Annotated in this window: 3 protein-coding genes; 1 reads left to right on the forward strand and 2 read right to left on the reverse strand. The window is 67.5% G+C overall.

Annotated features, from left to right (window positions below):
* Window positions 1-131: 131 nt before the first annotated feature.
* Together G3N97_RS37190 and G3N97_RS37195 are read right to left on the reverse strand one after the other, a co-directional pair.
* Window positions 132-1,145 carry an alpha/beta hydrolase-fold protein gene (locus G3N97_RS37190; protein ID WP_205997754.1) on the reverse strand — a complete coding sequence of 338 codons (1,014 nt, stop codon included), beginning with the start codon at window positions 1,143-1,145 and terminating at the stop codon, window positions 132-134.
* Between the two features lie 179 nt (window positions 1,146-1,324).
* Window positions 1,325-2,425 (reverse strand): OpgC domain-containing protein, encoded by a 1,101-nt coding sequence (locus G3N97_RS37195; RefSeq protein ID WP_205997755.1) that lies wholly within the window; start codon window positions 2,423-2,425, stop codon window positions 1,325-1,327.
* 838 nt (window positions 2,426-3,263) lie between these two features.
* Here G3N97_RS37195 and G3N97_RS37200 point away from each other — a divergent pair.
* Window positions 3,264-3,641: LysM domain-containing protein (locus G3N97_RS37200; RefSeq protein ID WP_205997756.1), on the forward strand; the 378-nt coding region annotated here is incomplete at its 3' end.

Below are 3,641 nucleotides of genomic sequence, written 5' to 3' on the forward strand. Positions count from 1 at the left end.
TCTGATCGGCATCTTCATCGGCCCGGCGCTGATGACCGTGCTGATGGTGCTGTGGGCGAACTGGGCGGAGTGAGGGATGCGCGGCGCGTGAGTCGCCCGCTCTGGCGACGTGCGCGCCGCCTCGGCCGTCCTCAGTGCATGCAGGCGAGCGCGTACTTGAGCGCGCCAGGCAGCAACTGCCGCCAGACCGGCCAGACATGGCCGCCGTCGACGATGCGCAGCGCCGCCGGATTGCCCGCCTCGCGCAGTCGCGTGTAGAGCAGCGACGATTCGGCCTGGATCACGAGGTCGTCGTCGCCCGAGGCGATGAAGAAGGGCACGCGCCACGGTCGCGCGAAATAGCCGCTCCACAGCGCCGGATAGTTGAGCGTGCGCCAGATGTGCGGATCGAACTGGTGATCGCCGAACACGCCCACGCGACGCGCCGACGAGGCCGGCGGCGGCTCGCCCGAATAGATCGCGGGCGAGAGCAGCAGCGCGCCGCAGAACATCTCGGGATGCTCGAGCGTGTAGCGCAGCGCGCCGAAGCCGCCCATCGACACGCCGCCGATCGCGCGGCCGCCACGTTCGTCCTCGACCGCGAAATGCTGCTCGATCTCGGGCATCAGGTCGTTGAAGAACGCCGTCTCCATCTTTTCCTTGCGATCGACGTACCAGTCGGTGCCGCCTTGCGGCATCACGATCACGACGGGCGGAATCTCGTGGCGCGCGATCAGCGTATCGGCGGCGGTTTGCAGGTCGCCCTGGGTGATCCAGTCCATCGCGTCGCCGTTGTTGCCGTGCAGGAGGTAGAGCACCGGATAGCGCGCGGTGTCGGCGCGATAGCCGCTCGGCAGATAGACCACGTACGGCCAGTCGCGATTGAGTGCGGCCGCGTGGAAGGTGCGCACCGCGATCGTGCTGGCCACCGCGAGGTTCGGCGTGGCGGACAGCGCGGCGAGCGCCGCTGACGACGCCAGCGCGACGAAACCCGTCGTCGCCGCTGCTCGCGCGAGGTGGCGAATAACGCGGCGAGCGACGCCTTGCACGGTGCGAAGCGGGGCCGATGGCGTATCGGCGCGTGCAGGGGATTGCGCATCGGCTGCCGCATCGGAGCGTGCGTTGAACAGCGAGCCGAACGGCGCGGGGCAAAAGGAGCTGCGCATGACGGAAAAGCCGGTCTCGAAGGCACGCCTGCGGCGCGGGGTCATCATGCTAGCAGCGGTGCGCGCGGCCAGGAAGCGGAGGATATTCGCGTGAGGGTCGATGGCGCTTGAACGGGGCGTCGAGCATGCGTCGACGATGCGCGCGCGGTCTCGACGCGCGCACCAGGCCGCCTCCCGCCTCAGGCCGACGCCTTCGCGCGCGAGGGCAGCAGCCGTTTGAGCGGATCGGCGGCGCGCACGACGATGAACAGTGCGGTGAGCGCCACGGCGTCGGCGGTGAGGCCGAGCGGCACGTCGAGATAGCCGTCGGTGTACCAGTAGAGCACCGAGTCCACGGTCAGCGAGATCACGGCGCCCGCCACGAACGAGAGCATGCCCTTGCGGCCCACGAGGCCCACCCACGGCAGCCAGGTCGCGAGGCGCTTCGCCCAGCCGAGCCGGATCATGTGCGCGACGAGCCACGCGATGCCGAAGAAGTTCAGCGCGCGGAACCAGGCGAGATTGCGCTTGAAATCGCCGTCGAGCGGCGTGTTGCCGAGGTGCAGGCGATAGATGGCCGCTGCTCCGACCACGGCGAGCGCGAGCATCGTGACGATCGTGCCGAGCTTCGGCCGCGCGGTCACGCTCTGGAACACCGGCTGCGCCTGGGCGATCACGCCGGCCATGAACATCAGCTGCCAGCCGAACGGATTGAAGTCCCAGTGGACGTCGGCGACATGCGGCAAATACGGAGTGAAATGCGGCGCGACGCCCCACAGCGCGAGGCTGATCGCCGCGAGCAGCCACGGGCGCGTGCGCGCGAGCGGCAACGCGAGCGGCGCGGCCAGCGCGAAGCACGCATACATCGGCAAGACGCCCGCGAGATAGGGCTGACGGCGCAGCAGCACGATGTCGCGCAGCGCGGTGCCGGGCGCGAGCATGAGGTCGTCGAGATCGGTGGTCGCGAGATTGGGGGCGTCGACGTTCAGGGCGGTCAGGATGGCCGTGACGAGCAGCATCAGCAGCGCCGTGACCACGAACGCGCGATAGATCTCGAAGGCGCGCTTGATGAAGCGCTGGCGCGCGACCGCTTCGGTACGGCGCGCGCAGAGCGCGGCCCAGGCCGTGGCCGTGGCGTAGCCGCCGAGGAAGACGAACACTTCGGCGGCGTCGCAGAGCGCGTAGGCGTGCAGCGTGACGCGCGAAATGATGCTGCCGCCGATATGGTCGACGACGATGATGAGCAGGACGAGTCCGCGAAAAAAGTCGAGTTCGACGAGACGATTGGATGACTGTGACATGGATCCGGCGCCAGACGGGCGCGGCGCGGGGTCCGGAGCGGGCGGACGGCGCGCACGGCCGGGCTGGCGCATGCAAAAAATAGGTGCTGCGAATAAAAAACTGCGAGGCGCGGCGAAACCGGCGGCAAGCGTTGGTGCGCGACGGCAAGCGGTGGCCTCGTCGGCGCGCCGGGCTGCGAACCCGCCTGATCGGGCCAGCTCGCTTCGTTGACGGCCCGAGCCAGGGCCGACGCGGCGCAAACCGGGAGGGGGCGGCAACGCGCGAGTCCCAGGAGAAGACCGGATGGACGCCTCAGGGTTCCCGTGACAAGCGCACCAATCCTCGTTGAAGGCAATACTACCTTAATTTTCAAAGGGCTTTCAGCGTGCAAGCCAGTTCAAGTTCTCGAATTTGCTGCCGATATGCAAAAGAGATTACACCGTGAACTGGCGCTATTTGTGCGCTCCCGTTGTGAGCCTGGAAGGCGGAGAAGGCCGTCTGACGGGCGTTGGCTGGGGAATGCCCGTGATTGTGCGTCGCCGCGTCAGCCGTTTCGACGACGCAGGATCGGGCGAGTTGTATCAGAGGTATCAGAGTGTTGTCGCACCCCTGATATATGTGAAGCGAGCTTTACAATGCCGGGTGTTTCGAGATGGGCGCTATTGAGCCGCAGTGCGATTTTTGCGCGACGGTTGTAGCGTTTTGCTTGAAGAAGCACGTAATTTGAATGCAGATGGAAGCGGTCTGGGCGCGAGCGTCCGGGGCTGGCCAGGAGAGGCGGGAGCGCGCGACGACGCTGCAAACCGCACGATGCCACCCGGACGACGCAAGCCGCCGCGCAGCACAAGGAGCTAAAACATGTTCGAAGATCGTCAGGGTCAGTGGACCCACGGTCTGACTCGCTTGCGTGCCGGTCTCGCCGGTGTTGGCCTGGCTGTTGTGCTGGGCGCCTGCGCAAACGTTGATCAGCAGCAAACCCCGCCGACGTCGCAGCCGCAACCCGACCCGTCGGCTTCGGCCACGCCCGCGTCCGGCGCGGCGGCCGCCAGTGCCGCTCAGGCAGCCCAGGCCGCCACCGTTCCGGTCACGCGCGTCGTCACGAAGACCACGTACGTGCGCGTGCGCCGCGGCGATACGCTGCAGCGCATCGCGTCGAGCCAACACGTCTCGGTCCGCGAACTGACGGCGTGGAACCGTTTGAAGTCGAATAGCCGCCTGCGCGCGGGCCAGTCGCTG

The organism is Paraburkholderia sp. Ac-20347 (assembly GCF_017104805.1).
Taxonomy (GTDB): domain Bacteria; phylum Pseudomonadota; class Gammaproteobacteria; order Burkholderiales; family Burkholderiaceae; genus Paraburkholderia; species Paraburkholderia tropica.

Coding starts and splice junctions, on each gene's coding strand:
- G3N97_RS37190 (WP_205997754.1), bottom strand. CDS start 1,145: ATGCGCAGCTCCTTTTGCCCCGCGCCGTTCGGCTCGCTGTTCAACGCA.
- G3N97_RS37195 (WP_205997755.1), bottom strand. CDS start 2,425: ATGTCACAGTCATCCAATCGTCTCGTCGAACTCGACTTTTTTCGCGGA.